This is a genomic window from [Empedobacter] haloabium, assembly GCA_008011715.2.
GTDB classification, from domain to species: domain Bacteria; phylum Pseudomonadota; class Gammaproteobacteria; order Burkholderiales; family Burkholderiaceae_D; genus Rugamonas; species Rugamonas haloabia.
Map to the genome: position 1 here is coordinate 2,225,865 of CP136508.1, position 20,221 is coordinate 2,246,085.

A 20,221-nucleotide genomic window follows, 5' to 3' on the forward strand; every position below is an offset into this window, starting at 1 on the left:
AAAGAGGACCTTATGAAACAGCTGAACAACGTAATCCTGGCCGCTGGCGTGGCACTCTCCGCAGTGGCCTTCTCGCCGGCTTACGCGCAACATGACAACCATGCGCAGCATGCCCAGCATGGAGAACACGCAGCGGCGTCCGTCGAACTGACCGATGGCGAAATCAAGAAGGTCGACAAGGACGGCGGAAAGCTCACCATCAAGCACGGCGAGCTGAAGAATCTCGGCATGGCCGCGATGACGATGGTGTTCCGTGTCCAGGACGCGGCCATGCTCGACAAGGTAAAAGTTGGCGACAAGGTTCGCTTCGCGGCCGACAAGGTCAACGGCAGCACGACGGTCACGCATCTCGAACCCGCGAAATGACGTCGTGGGCGGATGGCACTGTAATGTATCTGTAATGTTCGGGTCATGCTGCGGTGCGCATCCGCTCCCTACAATGATGCAATGGATTCGGCAACGGATACTCATTTGGCTTACTGGAGGGAACACATGAAACACAGTCTCAACTACCTCGCTGCCGCCCTGATTGGCGCGGCGGCCCTGACCACCGGTCCTGTCGCCCATGCCCAGCAGGCCGCGGCAACCGCGCTGAATGCCGCGCTGACCGATGGCGAAATCAAGAAGGTCGACAAAGATGGCGGCAAGGTCACCATCAAGCATGGCGACATCAAGAACCTGGGCATGCCCGGCATGACGATGGTCTTCCGCGTTCAGGACCCGGCAATGCTGGACAAGGTACGGGATGGCGACAAGGTGCGCTTTACGGCCGAGAAGGTCAATGGTGCTTTGATGGTGACCACCATCGAACAAGCCAAGTAATCGAATACAGGATCAATACTGATGAAAGCAATCTCCAATGTAATGGCGGCCGCCGCCGTAGTGGCCGCTGCTCTGGCAAGTCCGCTCGCGGCCGCGCATGCCACGCTCAAGAGTTCCGATCCGCAAGCGGGTGCCACCGTTGCCGCGGCGCCGAAGCAAGTTGCCTTGACGTTCAACGAGAAGATCGAGGAAGCGTTTTCCAGCATTACCTTGACCGATGCCGCAGGCAACGTGGCCGCTACCGGCAAGGCAAAAGTCGACACCGCAAACCCGGCCATCGTGCGCGTGGACGCTCCGGCGCTGCAGAGTGGAACTTATACGGTGAAATGGGCCGTTGCCGGGCATGATGGGCACCGCCGCACGGGCAACTTCACGTTCACGGTGAAATAAGTTGGACGCGGTCGCGCTGCTGCAGGTCGGATCGGCCGCGCTGCTCAACCTGGGATTTACTTGGCTGGTGGGGACCTGGTTCGTACGACGTTGGCTACCTGTGAGCAGCGTGACCGGCGATTGGTTGATCGGCCTGCGCCGCCACGACACCGCGGCGATCGTGCTGACGATCGTCGCCAGTACCGCGGCGCTGTGGGCCGCGACGGCCGTGATGGCTGGCGTTCCGCTGGCTGACGCCGGCGGCATGTTCTGGACGATGCTGATCACGTCCGCCCATGGCCATGCGGGCTGCATCGCGATCGCCGTCATGTTCCTGCTGCTGGGTGTTCGCGGCGTTGGCAAAGGCAGCCGGGCTACCGAAGGGCTCGCGCTCCTGTTGCTGGTCGCCTTTGCCGCCACGCGCGCGTCGATGGGGCATGCGGGGGAGGAGGGCTGGTGGACAGGCCCGCATGTGGCAGAAACCATGCACCTGTTCGCCATTGCCGTGTGGACCGGCGCCGTGATCGTCTCGGCCGGGTACGCGTTGCGACCGTTGCGCGTGCAAGCATTGGAGAGTGCCGCGACGGATCATTACCTCGACCACATGTCGCAAGCTGCGATGGTTGCCGTGATCGCGATTGTCGCGACAGGCATCTACAGCGCCTGGCATCGGGTCGGCAGTTCCGAGCACTTGCTGCACACCCAATACGGCTACACGCTGCTGGCAAAGGTCGGACTCGTGCTGGGAGCGATCGCCCTGGGTGGCTATAACAAGTTCATCGGCTTGCCGGCGGCGGCGAGATCAGCGGCTGGCATCGCCGTGGTACGCCGCGTGCTGCAAATCGAAGCGGTACTACTGCTGGGAGCTTTGGCGGCCGCCGCGTATTTGACGGTGCAACAACCCCCGGCAGCCATGTAAACCGGTGTGGGGGATGGCAGGGGTACATGGCTCGCACGCTTGACTTTACCGCCGTGGTAAGGCTTAAGGTTTCGTTCAGTAAGGTGGCGCGGCGCGTAGCCGCGCCACCGCAACCCATCATGCCGCCAACGTAAGCGACAGGCATCGGCGAACCGTACAGGAGTTTGCAACATGCACAGCAGCGAGGGACAGCAGCACGACCACCGTCACCACGATCACCACCATGGCGGGGCACATGGGACCGCAGCGCGACCCGATGAGCAGGCGAAGCCGTTCACCGATCCAGTATGTGGCATGAAGGTCGGACCGGACCCTGATCGTGAAATCGTCCACCAAGGCCACGCCTACCACTTCTGCAGCAGCCGCTGCATGCAAAAATTCAGGGCCGCGCCCGCCAGTTACGTCAAAGAACAGCAATCAGGGGAGGCGAATTCCGTACCCGCGCCAGCTTCCGCCGGTACGGTTTATACCTGCCCGATGCACCCCGAGATACGGGCCGCGCAGCCTGGCAACTGCCCGATCTGCGGCATGGCGCTTGAGCCGCTCATGCCAACGACGGATGACGAGGAGAACCCTGAGCTGGCTGATTTTCGCCGCCGTTTCTGGTGGACTTTGCCACTGACGGCCGTCGTGTTCGTGCTGGCGATGTTCGGCCACGTGATGTTTCCACAGGGGCTGCCGTACCAAAGCCTGATCGAACTGGCGCTCAGTGCGCCGGTCGTGCTGTGGGCGGGCTGGCCGTTCTTGCAGCGCTGGTGGCAGTCACTGGTGCGCGTGAGCCCGAATATGTGGACGCTGATCGGCTCCGGAGTCCTGGCGGCATTCGGTTACAGCGTGGTGGCCACGCTGGCCCCGCAGCTGTTTCCTCCGGCGTTTGCCGCCCATGGCAGGGTGGGAGTGTATTTCGAAGCCGCCGCGGTGATCGTGTCGCTGACGCTCCTTGGGCAGATCCTGGAACTGCGCGCCCGCTCGCAGACCTCGGCTGCCATCAAATCGCTGCTCGGGTTGGCACCCAAGACGGCGCGCCGCATCAACGCCGACGGTAGCGAAGAAGATGTGCCGCTTACTCATGTCCATATCGGTGACGCTCTGCGCGTTCGGCCAGGCGAGAAGGTGCCTGTCGATGGTGTCGTAGCCGAAGGCGACAGTTCGGTGGACGAATCGATGCTGACGGGCGAGCCGATCCCGGTGTCGAAGCGCTCCGGCGACCGGCTGATCGGGGCGACGGTCAACACTAGTGGCAGCCTCGTGATGCGGGCGGAAAAAATTGGCAGCGAAACGATGCTGTCGCAAATCGTCCAGATGGTCGCGCAGGCGCAACGTTCGCGTGCTCCGATGCAGCGCCTGGCCGACAGCGTCGCTGGCTACTTTGTCGTCGTCGTGGTCATGATCGCGGTGTTGACGCTGTTGGGCTGGGGAGTTCTTGGGCCGGAATCCGGCTGGGTGTTCGGTTTCGTCAATGCGGTGGCGGTCCTCATCATAGCGTGTCCCTGTGCCCTGGGGCTCGCCACGCCGATGTCGATCATGGCGGCGACCGGTCAGGCGGCCACGAAGGGCGTGCTGTTCCGCGACGCAGCGGCCATCGAAGCGCTGCGCAAAGTCGACGTGCTGATCGTCGACAAAACGGGAACGCTTACTGAAGGCAAGCCGGCGTTCAGCACAATCGTCGCCGCCGTTGGGTTCACCGACCAGGAGGTGCTGAGGATAGCGGCCAGCATCGACCAGGGCAGCGAGCATCCGCTGGCCCACGCCATCGTGGCCGAGGCGCGGGCGCGCGAGATCGCGCTATCCAAGCCCGAAGCATTCGAATCGGCAAGCGGGATCGGGGTGCGTGGTAATGTCGACGGTTTGAGAATCGCTCTGGGCAATACGGCGCTGATGGAGGCCGAGAGGATCGACTGGCGTCCTTTAGCCGACCGCGCGGAGCGGCTGCGCGGGGAGGGCGCGAGCGTGATGTACCTGGCCGTGGGAGGAAGGCTGGCCGGTCTCGTCGCCGTCTCGGACCCCATCAAGGCCACCACGCCGGAGGCGCTTGCCGAACTTCGCAGCGAAGGTCTGGATGTCATCATGGCGACCGGAGATGGGGGCACGACGGCGAAGTCCGTGGCCGGCCAGCTCGGCATCGATGAGTATCACGGCGAGGTGAAGCCAGCCGATAAGCTGGCGCTCGTCGTGAAGCTGCAACGGAAGGGCAAAGTGGTGGCCATGGCCGGCGACGGCATCAACGACGCGCCGGCGCTGGCCAAGGCGAACGTTGGCATCGCGATGGGAACGGGCACGGATGTGGCAATCAACAGCGCCCACGTTGCCCTCGTCAAGGGCGACCTGCGTGGTATCGCGCAGGCACGCGCCATCTCGGTCGCGACGGTACGCAACATGTGGCAGAACCTGGCATTTGCGTTTGTCTACAATGCCGCTGGCATCCCGCTGGCGGCAGGGCTATTGTATCCGCTGACTGGGCAGTTACTCTCGCCGATGATTGCCGCGCTGGCGATGAGTTTAAGTTCGGTGTCCGTTATCGCCAACGCGTTGCGGCTTCGATCCAAGGTCGGCCACGCAACATCGAGTGGTTGAACTGTAGAAGGCCGCCATCGTTCACAGACGCGCATGGTGGCGGCCAGCAGCGAGTATGCCATCGCTTTACCGCACGATCGGTAATGCTGCTGGAGCCTTGCTACGCCGCTGGGCCAGGCTTACTTCTCGACCGAGGCATGCACGCTGCCTATCACGGCTGCGGTACCGTGTCCTTGCAAAGGCGCCGCAAAGAACTCGACGTGGCATAGGCTCCTGGCGCCGTCCACACACACCTTTGATAGCCCGACGTTTTTTTGTCGCACGCATGTGCAAAGCGAACGTGGTGCTGCGTCGAGACGTCCGACGTCCAAGTGGCACTTGCAATGACGATATGCCAGGCGATCCTAGAGACCTCACAAGTAAGAACGGAGGTCGTTATGCAAAACGTTGTCGCAGTAGTAGCCGCCGGGAGGAACGCCGGTCCCACAGTCCTGGGCCAACGAAACATTCATATCCCCACAGCTGGCAAGATCCGTGCGGGCATTAAGGTGCTGACCCGCAAGGCCCAGGAGAATCCAGCAGCGCTTTCGATCTATGAGGAAGGACTCAGGGCAGGGCGCAGTTTCGACGACATCGAACGGTCGATCGTGACCCAGATACCTGACCTGGCGCGCCCGCTGGTTCCGAAAAACGTCCCGTATTTCACGGTCCGACCGGGGGACTTTCCCAACCCCGAAACCGCTGCCCAGATCATGAGACTCTACGCCGAGGATCGGGGCGATGGTGTTCCGAGACTGTACCGGTTTCCCGTCATCTTCCCCGCAGACGTCTGGCAAGCGGTGATGCCGCATGGCCTTGTGGCCTGGGGAGCAGGCGAGAAAAAATTCTGGAGCGAGTATGCCCCGGATGGCCGCACCCGGGTATGCAAGTGCTACGCCCCTGTACCACCTGATCGCTCCGGCCGAAAGCCAGCACGGACTTTTGGGGGACGGAAGACCCAACTGCGGCGCGAGAATAACGGGATGTGCGATCCCGAGAACTGCCGTGAGTTCCAGGAACGGAAGTGCAACCTTTCCGGACGATTCATCTTCTACATCCCAGGTGTGCAATCATGCGACGCGTTCGAGCTGCCGACCAACAGCGTGTACTCGATGACCCGAGCGATCCAGAAATTCGAGGCGCTGGCGTTCCTGCGCGGCGGCAGGATTTCCGGTTTCCTGGACGCGAAGCGTACGACGTTCTATATCTCGAAGGTCGAGCGTGACGTCCCGCACATCGACGAGCAAGGCCGAAGCGTGCGGACAAAGATCTGGCTGATCGAGCTCGAAGCGCCCATCGATGTCACTGCGCTGCTGAATGTCAGCGATGGCACCGTATTATCCGATACGACGCGAGAGACCCTGACGCTTGACGGTACTCAGCCTGGGCCTGGAGTGTCGGCCTCACCGCCATGCGATCAAGTCGGAGCGCCAGCAGATGACCGCGATCCGGACGACAAGCCGAAGCGGCAGTCAGGCGCGGACGCATGCGACCCTGCCGAGCCGATTCTGGCGGTGGTCGACGCGTTCGGTTTGGAACGGGGCCGCTTCGAGGTCTTCGCGAAGAAAAAATGGGGAACCGGCTGGAAGTTCAATGCAGGTGGGCGAGCGAGGGTTCTTGCCACGCTGGAGTCGTTCGAGGACCTAGCGGCCTTGAAGGCAGAAGTCGATAGTGTGCTTGGATAGTCCCGAACCAGCATCCCGCGGCGCGCCCTCGTCGTTTAGAGGGCGCACTGCGGTCCGTGGAAGACGGCATATTCGCGCGCGTCGTCGGGGTGGGCAGTGATTGCAACCAAGGCGACGCACGAACGTCGCCATCAGTCCGACAGATCCATGTCGCTCATGGATTCTGGTCCTACCGAAACTCCCGTCGGGTTCAAAGTCGCCCCCCCATGTCGACTGCAGACATCTCGAGCAGAACAGAGCTGGCCAGTCGCCAGATTGCAAAACCCGAAGCAGATCAGGTTCGTCCGAATGAATCGGCAACCGTCTCGCATCTGGAATTGCCGGCCTGGCGGCATCGCCTCCAGGTTGCAGATCATGTCGCCACAATCCGTGGGTATCCGATCGGACGCGGATGAAGACCTGCGACCGAAGATAGAGATTTTGGCGTGCATAGGACCTCCTACACTTCCGGTTGATATGTCGTAGTTGGGATCAATTCGTCCTTCGCGAGGACATTACGCTGACTTGCTCTCAGCCTTCGCATCATGATCATGTGAGGCAGGACGTAGCGGCGCCGTTTCAGCCGACGCTGCTTTACGCCGGCTTGGCGACGCCGCACGTCGTGGTCTCGGCCGTCCGCTCCGGGCGGACTGATGATGCCCATCACATGCATTCATAAAAACGTCCCTGCAGAAGCAGACGAGCGTATGAATGGGCGCGGCCGCACACGCAACGATGCTCATGGGAAGACGCAAGGCAGTGTCGATAAAACGTCGCGCAATCTCGCCACAGCGTGCTACGCGCATCTGGCGCTCCCGTTCGCGACGCAGCGACTGCCTGCACCGCACATAAAGCCCCGCGTAGCGATGGCGGGTATGAGGGTCGGCATCCAGATAGGCGACCAGTTCTTCCGCCAACGATGGATCCGATACCTGCGCGTAGAATGAAGCCCACGCGCTCTCTTCCTGGTCCGCCGCGGGAACGCGACGAAAATATGGGCGTTCGTTATTCATGGTGACCTCCCAAAGTCGAGAGGCCACCAGCCCCGCAGGGGAACTCGTGGCCCCACGGGTTTGCAATTGATTGATGAGACGCTTGATCAACGGACTAACGCCTCTACCAACGTTCGTGCTTCTGTGTGTTGACGTATCCGCAATCCGGACAGTTGACACTCCAGTGTTCCATAAGCTGTCCGTTCTCACGCGTCAGCCACTGATCATACTGAGCGCGTTCGCTCGGGCATTTCATGCAGTCACTGATCGTTGAGATCGCCGCCAGGACGTCGTCGCCGCCGTTGGAAAGCTGATCGCTATTCATCGCGGACTCCGTCTGGGCAATGCGCACCTGGCTGTTTTCTCGACTTCGCGCAGTGACGCCAAGCTGAAGAATCCGGGCTGGGCCGCAACAACATTGCAAGCTTGCTTCGGTTCTTCCCAACGCTGGCAGCCAGGGTCGGTCGCAGGCTCTTACTGAATTTTTCGCAAAGCGCCGTCAGCCGAGCAGGAGCGCGGCCGCACGTGCGTTGAACTGGGCTGCGAAGCAGAGCGCACAGCGGAACATGTGTGTTCGAGGTGCAAGTATTCATGATCTTCCATCCTTTTCAGTGCGGAAGCCGCACAGTTATACAGACGCAAAAAAGGCCCAGGGTTCACGAGGAACTCGGGCCTGGCCGGTCATGGCATACAGCAGGCATGACCTCACTGAATCGGGTTACGATGCAGTGTCCGTGACGCCGTTTAGGCATCACTATCAGCTATATCGCCTGGGCGATTTCGGTTGAGGCAACCGATCCAGAAGGCGGGTGACGTCCGCGGCGCCCGACATTGTTGCCAATGTCGGGTCCTGACATGTTCGCGATGAGCATTGTCAGGAGCAATGTGAGAGCGATTCTCACAAATAGCACGATCAGTTTTGCAGCGACAACCGGCGAATACAAGCTCTAGCGTCGAAACAAACACAAATTTTTGATATTATTTGTTAGAGAACTTTGGCGTACGTGAAACTCGCAGCCTCGACACATTACTGTGAGTTACTCCTCAGCACCATCTTTGCCATATAGCGTGGAATCAGTGTATCTTCGTTGAAATGAGGGGGCATCATTAGCTTTGAACGCGAATCTTTCCTGATTGATTAAATTGCAGGGTAAGCATATCAGCACCGATCGTCGCGTTAAGGGGCTCTCAGGCACCGGTTAATGACTACCGGATATTCGTCAGTATTCCCGCTCTAAAGCTGCGGCTAAGCAGAAAAAAATAAAAAATGTGAAGCCAAGAGCTAATATTGTAGTTGCCAAACTGTTTTTTTTCTAGTTGCGCGGCTACATAAAGAAGATATCCGCTATAGTTTCCGGTTTGAGAAAATGCACCGCTGAACAAATCCCAGATACCGAAGCCGACGGTACCGGCAGCCCAGTTCGACATCTTCTGTTGATCGGGCGTTCGGTTGCTATTAGAGTAACGGAAGTTACCGTAGTGCAAAAGAAGAGTAGTGTAGACATAGCGGAGAGCTGGAAATACGAGACACATAAGTACTGAGAAAATCGCTATAAAGCTCACAATTGTCCGCATATTCAATGCCTTGATTCGTATTATGGCTGAATCGATTGATAGTGCGGCCATGTCGATATTGGTCGCGATAAGCCAAATATCGAAGTATAGAATAAATGCAGCCCACAGTACTAACATTCTGTTGTCTACAAGCTTTTCAAGCGTGCCTGCTACCTTCTCGAAACCCTTCGCCGCGACTGAACTTTCTTCTGCCATGATTCCTTTTTACTGCGTAAATTTAGATAATGCCGAGAATAGGCTTAGTTTGGAACTGTACGTGACATTAGCGTTATTCGCGATGGCTCGCAACTGCCAAATTTCTCAGGTGCGGCTGCGGAATGGGCGTTGAATTGAAAGCGAATCCGATGTCATTCATCGGAACGGGAACGATATCAGATGTGCGGCGCGGCAGGTGATTTAGTAGCTCCTGGAACTTCACATGCACAAGCATCCGGGACCGCCGAACCCAAGTACGCACTGCTAATTTGTGATCGAGTGTGTCCAAGTTGGTGAGCTACTTCAGCATATGCAAGCTCAATTACGTCACGGTCATAACACAGGTCACCCCCGCGTACGGGCGCGTGATGAAGGGAGACATCGAAGTAGAGATCGCCGGCAAACTCATGCCGCAGTCCATGTGGAGTTACGCCTTGCACAGTCTTTGTGAGGCCAGCAACTCGCACCACATTGGAAAAGCGGTCCAGCGACTGTTTCAATGTAAGGCCAGGACGGCCAAGGTGCGATGTTGGATAACGAGCGATCTGCTGTGCATATGCTAGTGCTCCGCGCTGCGCCTCTGTGCGGATAGCGACATAACGCAATCTGCCGCCCTTGGTGCCGCGCTTCACGCGCAGGAAGCTGACATACCGGTCGATTGCAGCGCAAGTAGCCGGCAGGGCATATGACGGGACTTCCGACGCGTGCGGCCGAAACATGATCGCCTCCTTTCGTCGGAGGCCAAACGCCATCATCATACGCAGCTGTGCTGCGACATATTCGTCGAGCTGCGCGACCTTTTGAATCGATGCCTCGACATCGATGCCGTTCCCAGTCCAGCCATGCTCGTGCCGAGCAGCGTAGTGTCGCCTGACCTTTTCGGGCTTCGCCACGTAGCGTTCCGCGTCAAGCACGAGTCCGGGCTTGCCGATCCAGCTGGCGAATACACGAAGAAAGGAGAGCTGCTGCTGAATGTAAGCGGCGCTTAGAGCGCGGGTACGCAGAGGCACCTTAGGCTGGCTGGCAGCGAGACGTGCGCCGAGGGCAGGGTCGGCGGTCCAGTACTGCATCAAAATTTCGATGTGTGTACCGCAAAGGTTTTGCGGCGCTGGCTGGAACCCCAGCTCGCGAAGCGTTTTGAACGCGCGGAACAGTCCTTTGGCGCGCGCGGCCATAGTACTGTGCGAAACCAGTTTGCTTCGAAACGCGTGGTAACTGTTGTGCAAGGACAGTATCGTTTGCAGTTGTGCTTTCCAGTTGCTGTTGTTGGGCATGATCCGCCTCACGGTGAAAGTAGTCGGTTAGGGCAGGCGACAGAGCTGGTCCGCCCGTACCGCTGCAGCGACCTGTGATACGCCGCAGCATTGGTGCGCCAGTGACGATTCCGACAATGCATGGCAGGCACTGTCGTCACGAGTGCTGTCACGTGGACTAGTAAAGCGTTGGCGCTGCCCAGGCGCTATCTGGATAGGTTCTCGCTGCTGCGATGGCGTTCGTCAAAATGCTCCAGTGATGCGCCTGCGAGATTTCGCCCGCATGGCCCATCCCCGCTCCAGGCGGGCAGTGCGGACTGGCCGCAAAGACTCCGGTGTTACCGGTCCCACATATGGGGTGTTCTCGAACTCCCTTCCCGTCGATATCCCCGGCCCTGCCACCAGGCCGCCGTACGTTCCCACGCCAAGTACTGCGATCGATACGAGACCGTACCGATGCGCGATGCCATCCAGTTGCGATGTGCGCGCGGGTGAAGGGTGATGCTGTAAGAATGCCGTGCACCGTACTTCGGTGCAAATTGGCTCCGTCCTGCCGCGGCAATGACGACACGCGGCAATAAAAATGCGGATGCTTGGGCCTTGCCCTTGGAATGGCTGTCTGCTGCGGCGTTTCCGCAGCTGCTTGCTTGAAGACAGACGAGGACGCCTGGCTCGGCCCGCCGCGTCGCAGCGGGCTTATAGAATGTGCCGGGTGGGCGCAGCTTGTGCGGGACCATCACGGCGATTGGAGGCAGGTGACGACTGCGACGGCCGCTTCGGAACACGATGTTCCTGGTTGCGACTTCCAGACAGCGATTTCAGATTAGATCGACCATCGATCTTGTCAAGCCAACTCATGTTCAGAGCTGTGCCCTCAAGCTCGATTTCCAGACGCGCGGATTTTGTAGTTGACGGACCATTTATTTTGTAACCCCTACCATGCTCAAAAATTCGTAGGGACGCCACGTGCGCAAGGATTCCTCTGTTTGTGCCGTCTCGCGCTAGCGTGCCTGAAATCCCGTCTAACCGTTACATCGCGAACGCATGCAGTCGCATTCGGCACCGTGCCGGCATGCACACAGCTTCAGCGTCGCCGATGCTGGAATCCGAAAGCAGATCGCAGCGTTGCCGGGCCGGTACCGGTACGTTGCCGATCGCGAATGGCGCTTAAAAAAACGTGTCTTTGCGGCTGTCACGTTGCGGTGTCGCGCGGTATCGTTCGGGCGAATGCTGACGATGGAGGTGAACGTGAACCGGATAGTACGAGCTGTCGACGTTGGACGCGGCAACGTCAAGTTTATCGCCACAGTCAGCGGTGTCGATTTTAAGTGCGAAATGTTCCCAGCCGAAGCGCATCCTACCGAGGTGCTGCCTGAACAGGATGGCTGGAGCGCTCGACGCAAGACCGTTGGAATCCCGATCGGGAAGCTGATCTACGAGGTCGGCCCTGACGTGGCGCTGGCGGCCGACGTCTTCAATGCCGCCGTACTGCAGCACGACCGATACTGTGAGAGCGACGAATACCTGGCGTTGCTGCTTGGGGCCATCCATTACATGGACGTGCCCGTGATCGACCTGCTGATCGTCGGGCTGCCGGTGGCGACATTCAAGCTGCGCAAGGTCGTCACTGCACTGGAACGCCGGCTGACGGGGCAACATGCCCTCGGCGGCACTCGCAGCGTCACTGTCGCCAAGGCCAAGGCTGTACCGCAGCCGGTTGGAGCGCTAATGTCTTACGGGCTCTTGCAGAATCGCTTGGCCGAAGTGCGCAAGGAACGCAGCCTGATCGTCGATCCTGGACGTCGAACTTTCGACTGGCTGGTCACGCAGGGAATGCAGCAGATCGAGAAACGCAGCCACTCGGTCAACCGCGGCATGTTCGATGTCCTGCAATCGATAGCCGACGGTATCGGGCGCTCCACGAGCTCCCAGTTCCGTGATTTCGACGCGATCGACATCGCGCTGCGCACGCGCAAGCGGCCGGTTGTGTTCCAGTCCGAATACGATATTGAGCAGCACCTTCCGCTCGCGCGAAAGATTCCAGAGCAGGCCGTGGCCGAGATGATGCGCTATGTCGGCGACGCCGGGGACATCAAGAACATCCTCTTGGTCGGAGGCGGAGCCTTTTTCTTCAAGCCGGCGCTGAAAGCCGCTTTCCCTCGTCACGCCATCCACGAGATTAAAGATCCGCTGTTCGCCAACGTGCGAGGTTTTCAATACGCCGGCATCGATCTGGCACGTAGCTTGTGCTCGCAGCATGCCGAGGTGATGGCACTGCCAACGTTGGAGGCACCATGACGATGCCCATGCGAATCAGCTTTCTGCTGGCTCGGGAAGATAACGCACGTCTATACGACGAGCTTGCGCAGTTCCCCAAGGGCCAGCGCAGGGTGAACCGGTTACGCACGCTGGCGTATGACGGCCTGTTGACGCAGCAGGGCGCAGCCGTACCAGTTGTCGCCGGCACCGATCGCCTGCCAACCACGGCGTGCATCCCCGGTGTTTCTGCGGAGCGAACGGAGGCCGCCCTGGAACTTTTCAGCGACCCCATAGCGGAGTGAGACGACATGAAGCACATCCGATACACCTCTGCATCAGAGCTAACGGAGCAGGCGTTCTGCGAAAAGAAGATGTTGTTCGCCGTGCGCCTGGGACGTCGCGAATCTCGCTTACGACGGCAGGCCCAGGCCGTCGGCGATCGTGCACATGAGGCGTTTCACCGCGACGCCATGAGCAGTGAACCGCGGCTCAGCGGAGCAGCAGGGAAGCCGTGGTGCTTCATTGCGTCCGAAGTGTTTGGGACCAATGCAAGCGAAACTCGATTGCTGCGTGCGTTCCGCGACAGGGTGCTCCGCAGGTATGCCGCCGGTCGCGCCTTTGTCCGCCTTTACTACCGGCATTCACCAGTAATTGCGTGCTCCCTGCACTCGCATCCTATGTGGCGTGCCGCGACGTATTGGCTGCTCAAAGCCGTTGTCGCAGTCCTGGCTATGTGGCGCATCTAATCCGATACAGGGGAATGAAATGTTCAGTAACGTCTACTGGCTTGCCATCATCCTGGTCGGCATCGCCGGCTTTGTCCACGTGCTGGCTGCGCTCTGGCGGGAGCGTGGCTGGCTGCCTCCAGACCTGGCTCGTGGACAGCTGATCTACTCCGAAAGGCTGTTTCATGGCGACCGGGAGTTGCCTGTTGTCGCGCGGGTGGACCGGGCCTACCTGGTCGATGGTGTCATCCACCTTGTCGAGTTGAAGACCCGGCCGCGTGTTCGCGTGTACGAAACGGATGTCGTTGAGCTGTCTGTACAACGAGTCGCGGTCCAGATTTCGACCGGCAAGGCGGTAAGCCTGATCGGTACCGTGGTCGTCCAGCACACCCGCTCACGAAAGCGATTCGTACGAAGAGTTCAGCTGCTGGACACGGCTGCGGTTGCGCGGTTACTGAGGCGGCGCTTGCTCGTGCTGCAGGGTCAGGCCCAGCCGGCAGCAACGCCGTACCAGGGTCGCTGCCGGACGTGCGAGTATCGGATGGAATGCAAGGGAGTTGCGTCGGCGCGAGTGTATCCGATCGTTACAAGGTTCCACTAGCCGACCCCGTCGCGAACCCCGGCGGGCAGAGGGGAACCTGAGGGCTCCATATCATCCTTACCGAAGTACCGGTGGGCGCTCGATCGCTTGGGCGACCGGGACGTCACGAAGCGCCTCGGCAAGCGTCTGGCTAATGATGCTGGCCTGCGACGGATGTGGGCCAAAATTATAGGCTGGCTTCCCGCTGGCGGCTGTCAGTTCGTCGATGGTGCCTACCGAATCGACCAGTCCGATTTCCTTCGCCTGTAGCCCGGTCCAGACTTCGCCAGTCGAGTAATCAGTACCTACCTTGAGGCGCGCTCCGCGGCGACGTTGAAGTTCCATCATAAACGTCGCTCCGGCGTGGCTCACCAGCTCCTGCGCCTTTCGCTCTGCCTCGGGGCTTACGGGCGCAAAGGGGTTCAGAAAGGACTTCAGCTTGCCAGATGCATAGACCCGTTGCGTAACCCCGATCCTTTCCATGGCGCGGTTTAACTGCCACGGTGCCATGACCGCGCCGATGGATCCGACGAGGCTGTACTTCCCGGCAATGATGCTGTCTGCCTCCAGCGCGATCATGTATGCCGCCGATGCGCCAACATTGGAGATCACGGCAACCACTGGCTTGCGATAGCGCGTCTTGAGCAGGTGCACAGCACGGCCGATGCGCTCCGCCTCGACCGGGGCACCGCCTGGACTGTCGATGGCGAGGTAGACGTCTTTTACGTTACTGTTCTCGAAAGCCTGCTTGAGAGCGCGGATGATGCGGTCGGCCGATGCTTGACTGTTCGTCCCGATTTCGCCATCAATGTGGACCACGCCGTTTACGGTCTCGAACGGGCCCAGTTGGAACCCTACCGCGCTCGCATACGCAAACAGTGCCAGCCCAACAGGAAGCGCGACGACAAACGCACGGCCGGCCAGGTGCCATCGCCGCTCGCGCTTGTCACGCTCTGCACTGGCTTGCAAGTGCATCTCCTGGAGGTGTCGTTGTGCGGCGATCTCTTCAACGAGCCTGGCCAGCAGCGCGTCGTCACGGGGGAGAGGTAGCAATCGAGACGGCTTAACGGTGGGGCGGGTTCTCCTGGCAAAATTCATGATGTCTCCCTTGAGCGCTAATCGCGACATCCACCGCTGACACCGAGGAGCGCGCCATACGACATGGAGCCACCGCACTTTTCGCGACGGTCCTCGGCTCGTTCCGTAGTCTTCGGCCGGCCGGATGACGGGCTGGCGGCACCGTTCGCGATAAGGTGCTCGGTGCTTTGTGCCGCTTCGCTATCCCGCAACCACGCCCTGGCCGCAACGAGGCGTGTGATCCGGCATCGCACGCGGAACGCGTGCGGCTCGTCGGCGGTTCCGGACGCCTCGCGGATGGCGGCTCCGGGACCGCAAAGCGTAGAAGCCAGCTGCTCAAAATACCGGTCGTCCAGGCGGCTGCCGTCGTCCGAATGCAGCATCAAGGTTTGGCCCTGCCGGCATGCCGATACCACGAAGCGCAGCGCAAGACGTGTGTAGATTTCCTCGCTGTTGGGTGTCCTCGCCGGCACGAAGGTACGCTGGCTCAAGCGGGATGTTGTATACGGAGACAGGTCGCAGACGGAGTCGTCGCTGGGCTTACCATTGAGCGACACCGCGACCGCGGGACTAATGCCGATCAGAAGGATTGCGGCCGCGATGAGCGATCTTGGCATGGTTGGCCTCTTCAGGTTGATTGCGGCGTCAGACCGGATATGATGTGGAAAGAAGAAAGGATAGGACATGGCTCAATCGCGTTCAAGCGGATCGCTTCAAGCGCTGGCGCTTGGGGGGCTGGTCGGCATAGCGTTCGTGCTACGGGATGACTGGTTCACGCAGTTCGTTGCGGGTGTCATAGGAGCCGCCACAGCTTGGCTCGCATACCAGGTCATTCGTCTCTGCCGTCGCGGCGACTGGCCATGCCATATCGCTCGCAGTGAAATGAAAGACTGTCCTGGCCGAGATGCGGACCTCAGCGCATACCGTGTCGAGCGGGTTTTCATGGATGACGGCAAGCCCTGGTGAGGTCGCTATTTTCTGTCGCGGTGGGGACGGAGCTTCTCCGTGATCGCCCGGATCGTATCTCCTACAGAGTCCGAAACCGGATCGCGTGAATTTTCCATGTTCTTATACACCTTGCCGACCAAAGACTTTCCTTTTGCCGCGTGCGGCTGACCGTCGGCGTCTCGTTCGATGCCGTTGCGTTCGTCGAACTGCAGGTGCTGCCTCGTCACTTCGGTCTCGGTGTTGGTGCCTTGAATACCCATTTCCTTGCGCTGTTGGGCCAACTTTTCGGTTGTCGCGTCGTGCTCATCGGAGAACTGCTTTTCCACCGTCGTGCGGCTCGCAGCACCGTTGCGTACGCTGGGATGCGGGCCGGAATTTACTTTGCCGTCCACCGTTCCCTTCTGGGGGGCGTCAATGTGCAGCTCGCGCTTGTTCGCCGTGTGCTGCTTCGTCAAGCCGTCAAAGCCATTCGGCACGCTGTCTGGCGATACCCGTGTGGGCGGCAGCGCCTCGTTGCCGAGATAGCTCTCGAACCGCCTCATCATTGCACCGCTCGGCACTTGCTGGTCGCGTAGAAGTTCAAGGAAGAATGCGGAATGATGCGGGTCCTTCGCCATGTCCACGACGATATTGTCGCCGCGGGCAAACATGGACGAGATGCGTTCCGAGTATGCTTGTTCTGAACGCAGGGATGCCTCGGCGCGGGCGGCTCGTGCCGACGTGGTCGCGATGCGCTTGCTGTGTTCCTCGGCGACTTTGGTGTCGGAAAATATCGATGACAGCGCGCGGCTGTCCTTCGATAGGGACTGCGAAAAGTCTCGGAATTTGCTGATGTCCTGGGTGGAAAGCGAGCTGCGGACCTTCTGGTCCAACTGATCGAGCGTGGCTGAGTTTCCCGTCTGCGCCTTGAGCGCTCCGTGCCCACCCAGCATCGCTCCGGCACCCGCAGTAAGCGAACCACCGAGCGCGACCTCCGTGACCTGGCGCGTGGAGGCACCGGTCTGCTTGGACACGTTTGCGGCGATTTGCTGCAGCTCTCCCGCGCGCTCTGCTGCCGTACTGCTCTGGGACTGTACAGTGCCGTCGGAATGCATCACGCTATTGCCGGAGCTGTGCGCGTGCGCAATCACGTCCGCCACGGCAGTGGCGTGTTCGCGTGTCAATGCCAGGGATTCGGCCTTTGCTGCTGTCACGGAGCGCTGCGCATCGACGACCTCGTTCTTTGTCACCCCCACCGACATCTGCCGCGAAGCTGGGCCCTCGTTCATCAGGGCCTTGATGGCTGTCAGCCCGGAATTTACGTTCGTCGTGGCGACATTGCCTGTCACATCATTCTGGCGCGCGCTGAAGAAGGGCGACGACCGGTTGGGTGCAAGGGCCATCTGGTCCATGCTGACATTGCCCATGTTGGTGTTGCCGACCGCGGCGGCGTTCGTATTTGCGGTGAGCGTCGCCTGCAAGGTGGACCAGCCGGACACCAGGGCCGAGCCGAAGTTCTCCATTCGCTTCACGGCGAACCACGCGAACAGCGGAATGCTGGCCGTGAGGTAGCCGACCACTGCTTCGGTCGAGACGGCGTTGGAGTAGATCGCGCTGGACGTTGACAGAGACAGGGCTTTGAGGCCGCCCCCCACATCGGCCGCCGCTGCTAGTTCCTTGGCAGCGTAGATCGTCGCCAGGTAGTTGAGAATCGCGTACAGCACCGGCCACAGCTGGATAAAAATGAGCACTGCGCAGTAGTTCTTCAGGGCGACGATCGTATCCCTGCCGCTTGTCAGAAGGATCGCAAGCAGCAAGACAGGGAACAGGCCGTAGACGAAGGCCTCTAGCACGTTACGGATGATAGGCAGGCCTTGTTCTGCGACCTTGCCAGAATTGATCCAAGCCGCGTTTGTTTGCGCCAGGGCCTGCGCCCGACCCACGGCCAGCATCATGGCGGGAGCATCGTTGATCTTCTGGCCGACGAGAAGGCTGCTGTCGTTTACTGCGTTGATCAATGCGTTCTGCCGCACGATGTCGGCGGCGTTGGTCGCCGCGTCGGCTATGCGCGCCTTGATATACGTTTGCTCGATCTGCCCCGTCAGCACGGAGGCTACCACCGTCGCGGGCAGCGTCGGGTTGAGCTCCAGCGCCAGACCGCCATGCACGCGTTCCACCTGCGCTGGCATGTGCCTATCGAGCGTGCGATACACTTCGGGGCACGGCATCACGTGCGTCTCCCCGGATGCATCAGTGATCGTGCTGAAGCGTGCCGGATTCGGGTTTGCCATCAGGGGCCATACGTTACCGCTGTTTGCAAATGCCGCCGGCGATACAGTCCCATCGGCTAGGTCGTACATCGTGCAGCTGCCGATGAAATTGATCAGGTCGGTGCGGAAGCGCGGGTCGTTAAACACGACGGCCGACGCCTTGCGGATCAGCCGGTTGCCGAACATTAGGCCATTTTTCTGGTAGGTCAGCTCCGCAGTTAGCCCCGCGGAGCCTGGTATGGCCTGGAACGCGGTCTCGAATAGGCTGGTGACCGTATTGCCCACTGTACTGGTCAGCGAGGCCAGTACGGCCAGCCCAAGGGGGACATTATCGATCACACGCTCCGCGTCGCCACCAGTCTTGTCGATAATCCCGACCTGCACGCGCGGCACGAAAAGTACCGACATCGCCAGCGTCACCGATGCCAGCCATTGCCATCCGGCGAGCTTGTGCGGTGCGAATGCATATGCGCAGAACGCAGCGAAGAAACCACAAATCGCGCTGATCGCGAGAGCGCTCTTGAAGTCGTTGGCGCCGGCGATGGCCGCAATCGCGTTAAACACGCCGGCCAACGCATCGGCATCCTGGTACGCGTAGATTTCCCACATGGCTGGCTCCGAGTCTCCGCTAGCGAAGCCAGGCTACTTTCCGCCCGAGCATGTCGAGTACGTGTTGGGGCATGCCGCTGCGAAGCTGTCGCTCAAGCTGTTCGATCTGCGTGGAGATCGCTGTCATCGACGTGACTTTTTGGTAATACAACGATTTCTCGCGTGACAGTTGAGTGAGCAGGGCGATGGTTCGGTCGCGCAACTCGCGGGCCTTGGTCTCCTGCTTCTGGTCGAGTAAGAAGTCCTTGTCCAGGGCGTTCAGGCCCACCCGCAGGTTCTTGTCGAGGAACACGTAAGCGTAATCCGCGGCGATCACTTCCCGATAGCGCGCGATGAGGTCCTCGGACAGGTTCTTGGACTGGCTGATCGCCGCCACGGACAACATCCGATACACCGGTTCGGAGGTCTGATTGACGAAGCCAACTTCAGGCGAATCGTTCGGTATCGGCGTCCTGGTGAGGATCTTCTCGGCGATGGAGCGCATCAGCCTCTCGACGCGAGCCGTAAACGGGGTGTGCTTGTATGCTTCGTCGACTGTGACCACGTCGCAGGTGTCGTAGTTGTTGCACGCCAGGAGCTGCTGGGTGACCTGCCCAGCGCCGGCATCCGATTGCCCGTGCAAGAGGCTGGCAATCGAGAGCAATGTCGGTGCCACCGGTTCCGGATCCTGACCGTCCCTGTAGATGACGGTCCCAACCATGCTCATGATCAGTTCTCGCTCCTTGTCGTCGAGCTTGTTGCCCGTTCGCTTCAGTGCCTCCCACGTGAGGTTGCCCGTGAATGGGACTTTGTTCCGCACGCCCGGATTGTCGGATCTTTTGGCGGTGTCGAGGATCGACGATTTTTCGGTCTTGCATCGCTGCTCCGCATCCGCATAGTCCGACGCGACGCCGAGATTGACGGCGATATCCTGACATGCCTTGTTCGTGCTGAAGTTGGTCGCTTCCGCGGCGTTGCGCACCAGCGCGGTCGCGATCGAACACGAGTTCTTGTTCTGGCCGTTGATGATCTCCGCCAGATGATGGAAGCGTGAAGCGACGCTGCCTAGAAGTGGCGAAACCGAGTCCAGCGCGAGTTGGAAGGCGACGCCGGGCAGGGCGGAGGTCACGCTCTTCAGCATGTCTTTCAGCTGGGCCGACGAGATGTGGGAAAACGCTCCGCCGAACGCATCGATACCGCCGCACCCACCACGGGCCTCTGGCAGCGCTATCGCCACCAGCTGGTACGTCTTGTTGGGTGCCCGCAGCATCAGGTTGCCGCCACTGTATGTGTTAAACACCTGGCCGCGGAACGCGCCCGGCTGGGTGTAGTTGCCGATCATGCCCAGGTCCTTGAACATTTTTTCCGTCTCGGCGTTCAAGTCACCCGCAGCGAGCGGCAGATGGAGAGTGGCGGCTGCGGTCGCCGCCGCTATTTGACGAGAGATATGCAT

17 protein-coding genes are annotated in these 20,221 nt (G+C 60.1%); 10 read left to right on the top strand and 7 right to left on the bottom strand.

Annotation, left to right across the window (positions count from 1 at the left end):
• Positions 1–12 precede the first annotated feature (12 nt).
• The 6 genes from E7V67_009780 to E7V67_009805 all read left to right on the top strand — a co-directional run bounded on the left by E7V67_009780 (position 13) and on the right by E7V67_009805 (position 6,348).
• Positions 13–366, top strand: a complete 354-nt coding sequence (locus tag E7V67_009780) for a copper-binding protein (protein ID WUR15367.1) — start codon at positions 13–15, stop codon at positions 364–366.
• A 126-nt stretch (positions 367–492) separates the two neighbouring features.
• Complete coding sequence (locus tag E7V67_009785; protein WUR15368.1) at positions 493–822, top strand: copper-binding protein; 330 nt, start codon at positions 493–495, stop codon at positions 820–822.
• Positions 823–843: 21 nt separating this feature from the next.
• The gene (gene copC / locus E7V67_009790; GenBank protein ID WUR15369.1) at positions 844–1,212 is read left to right on the top strand and encodes a copper homeostasis periplasmic binding protein CopC; all 369 of its coding nucleotides are present in this window, start codon (positions 844–846) and stop codon (positions 1,210–1,212) included.
• Position 1,213: 1 nt separating this feature from the next.
• A complete protein-coding gene (locus tag E7V67_009795; GenBank protein ID WUR15370.1) occupies positions 1,214–2,110 on the top strand; it encodes a CopD family protein in 897 nt (298 codons plus the stop codon).
• Between the two features lie 171 nt (positions 2,111–2,281).
• On the top strand, positions 2,282–4,684 hold the full coding sequence (locus E7V67_009800; protein ID WUR15371.1) for a heavy metal translocating P-type ATPase: 2,403 nt from the start codon (positions 2,282–2,284) through the stop codon (positions 4,682–4,684).
• Positions 4,685–5,061: 377 nt separating this feature from the next.
• Positions 5,062–6,348, top strand: coding sequence for a hypothetical protein (locus E7V67_009805; GenBank protein ID WUR15372.1), 1,287 nt, complete (start codon positions 5,062–5,064; stop codon positions 6,346–6,348).
• Positions 6,349–7,443: 1,095 nt separating this feature from the next.
• Here E7V67_009805 and E7V67_009810 read toward each other — a convergent pair.
• The 3 genes from E7V67_009810 to E7V67_009820 all read right to left on the bottom strand — a co-directional run bounded on the left by E7V67_009810 (position 7,444) and on the right by E7V67_009820 (position 10,363).
• Positions 7,444–7,644: a hypothetical protein gene (locus E7V67_009810; protein ID WUR15373.1), complete on the bottom strand. Its 201-nt coding sequence runs from the start codon at positions 7,642–7,644 to the stop codon at positions 7,444–7,446.
• Between the two features lie 881 nt (positions 7,645–8,525).
• On the bottom strand, positions 8,526–9,089 hold the full coding sequence (locus tag E7V67_009815) for a hypothetical protein (protein ID WUR15374.1): 564 nt from the start codon (positions 9,087–9,089) through the stop codon (positions 8,526–8,528).
• Between the two features lie 176 nt (positions 9,090–9,265).
• Positions 9,266–10,363, bottom strand: a complete 1,098-nt coding sequence (locus tag E7V67_009820; protein ID WUR15375.1) for an integrase domain-containing protein — start codon at positions 10,361–10,363, stop codon at positions 9,266–9,268.
• 1,023 nt (positions 10,364–11,386) lie between these two features.
• Here E7V67_009820 and E7V67_009825 point away from each other — a divergent pair.
• The 4 genes from E7V67_009825 to E7V67_009840 are packed head-to-tail and all read left to right on the top strand — an operon-like array spanning position 11,387 to position 13,927.
• The gene (locus tag E7V67_009825; protein WUR15376.1) at positions 11,387–12,640 is read left to right on the top strand and encodes a PRTRC system protein D; all 1,254 of its coding nucleotides are present in this window, start codon (positions 11,387–11,389) and stop codon (positions 12,638–12,640) included.
• Positions 12,637–12,903, top strand: coding sequence for a hypothetical protein (locus E7V67_009830; GenBank protein ID WUR15377.1), 267 nt, complete (start codon positions 12,637–12,639; stop codon positions 12,901–12,903). Before E7V67_009825 ends, E7V67_009830 begins: the two co-directional genes overlap by 4 nt.
• A gap of 6 nt (positions 12,904–12,909) precedes the next feature.
• Positions 12,910–13,347, top strand: coding sequence for a CFI-box-CTERM domain-containing protein (locus E7V67_009835; GenBank protein ID WUR15378.1), 438 nt, complete (start codon positions 12,910–12,912; stop codon positions 13,345–13,347).
• A 19-nt stretch (positions 13,348–13,366) separates the two neighbouring features.
• Positions 13,367–13,927, top strand: a complete 561-nt coding sequence (locus E7V67_009840) for a hypothetical protein (GenBank protein WUR15379.1) — start codon at positions 13,367–13,369, stop codon at positions 13,925–13,927.
• Between the two features lie 57 nt (positions 13,928–13,984).
• Here E7V67_009840 and E7V67_009845 read toward each other — a convergent pair whose 3' ends face one another.
• From E7V67_009845 to E7V67_009860, 4 genes are all read right to left on the bottom strand, one after another.
• A complete protein-coding gene (locus tag E7V67_009845) occupies positions 13,985–15,004 on the bottom strand; it encodes a S49 family peptidase (protein ID WUR15380.1) in 1,020 nt (339 codons plus the stop codon).
• Between the two features lie 17 nt (positions 15,005–15,021).
• Positions 15,022–15,669, bottom strand: a complete 648-nt coding sequence (locus E7V67_009850; protein ID WUR15381.1) for a hypothetical protein — start codon at positions 15,667–15,669, stop codon at positions 15,022–15,024.
• Between the two features lie 285 nt (positions 15,670–15,954).
• Positions 15,955–18,789 (bottom strand): conjugal transfer protein TraG N-terminal domain-containing protein, encoded by a 2,835-nt coding sequence (locus E7V67_009855; GenBank protein WUR15382.1) that lies wholly within the window; start codon positions 18,787–18,789, stop codon positions 15,955–15,957.
• A 19-nt stretch (positions 18,790–18,808) separates the two neighbouring features.
• A complete protein-coding gene (locus tag E7V67_009860; protein ID WUR15383.1) occupies positions 18,809–20,221 on the bottom strand; it encodes a conjugal transfer protein TraH in 1,413 nt (470 codons plus the stop codon).